At 37.6% G+C, this 340-nt stretch carries 1 protein-coding gene; it reads left to right on the plus strand.

Annotation, left to right across the window (positions count from 1 at the left end):
• The coding region (locus tag A3757_RS21365; protein WP_197470196.1) for an SH3 domain-containing protein at positions 1 to 331 on the plus strand (331 nt) is incomplete at its 5' end.
• Positions 332 to 340 lie beyond the last annotated feature (9 nt).

Below are 340 nucleotides of genomic sequence, written 5' to 3' on the forward strand. Positions count from 1 at the left end.
CAACACAGCTAAGTTTCCTTACTCTTTGACTTATCCAACTGCTTTCCGTTTGAAAGGTTCTAAACAAGTTGAACCAACTGTTCAATCAAATGGATTTGTTAAAAATGAACGTGGTACATTTACCGTTACTGTTGACAAATTGAACGTGCGTAATGCACCTTCAACCTCATCAGGTGTTGTAGCTGTGTATAGCAAAGGACAAACTTTCACATATGACAGTGTATATGAAATCAATGGTTACCGTTGGGTGTCTTATGTTTCTTATAGTGGTGTTCGACGTTATGTTGCTTACCGTAAAGTAGGGGCGGAAAAATATGGAACTGTTGCATAATTTTTTTCC

It is taken from the genome of Oleiphilus sp. HI0117 (genome assembly GCF_001635235.1).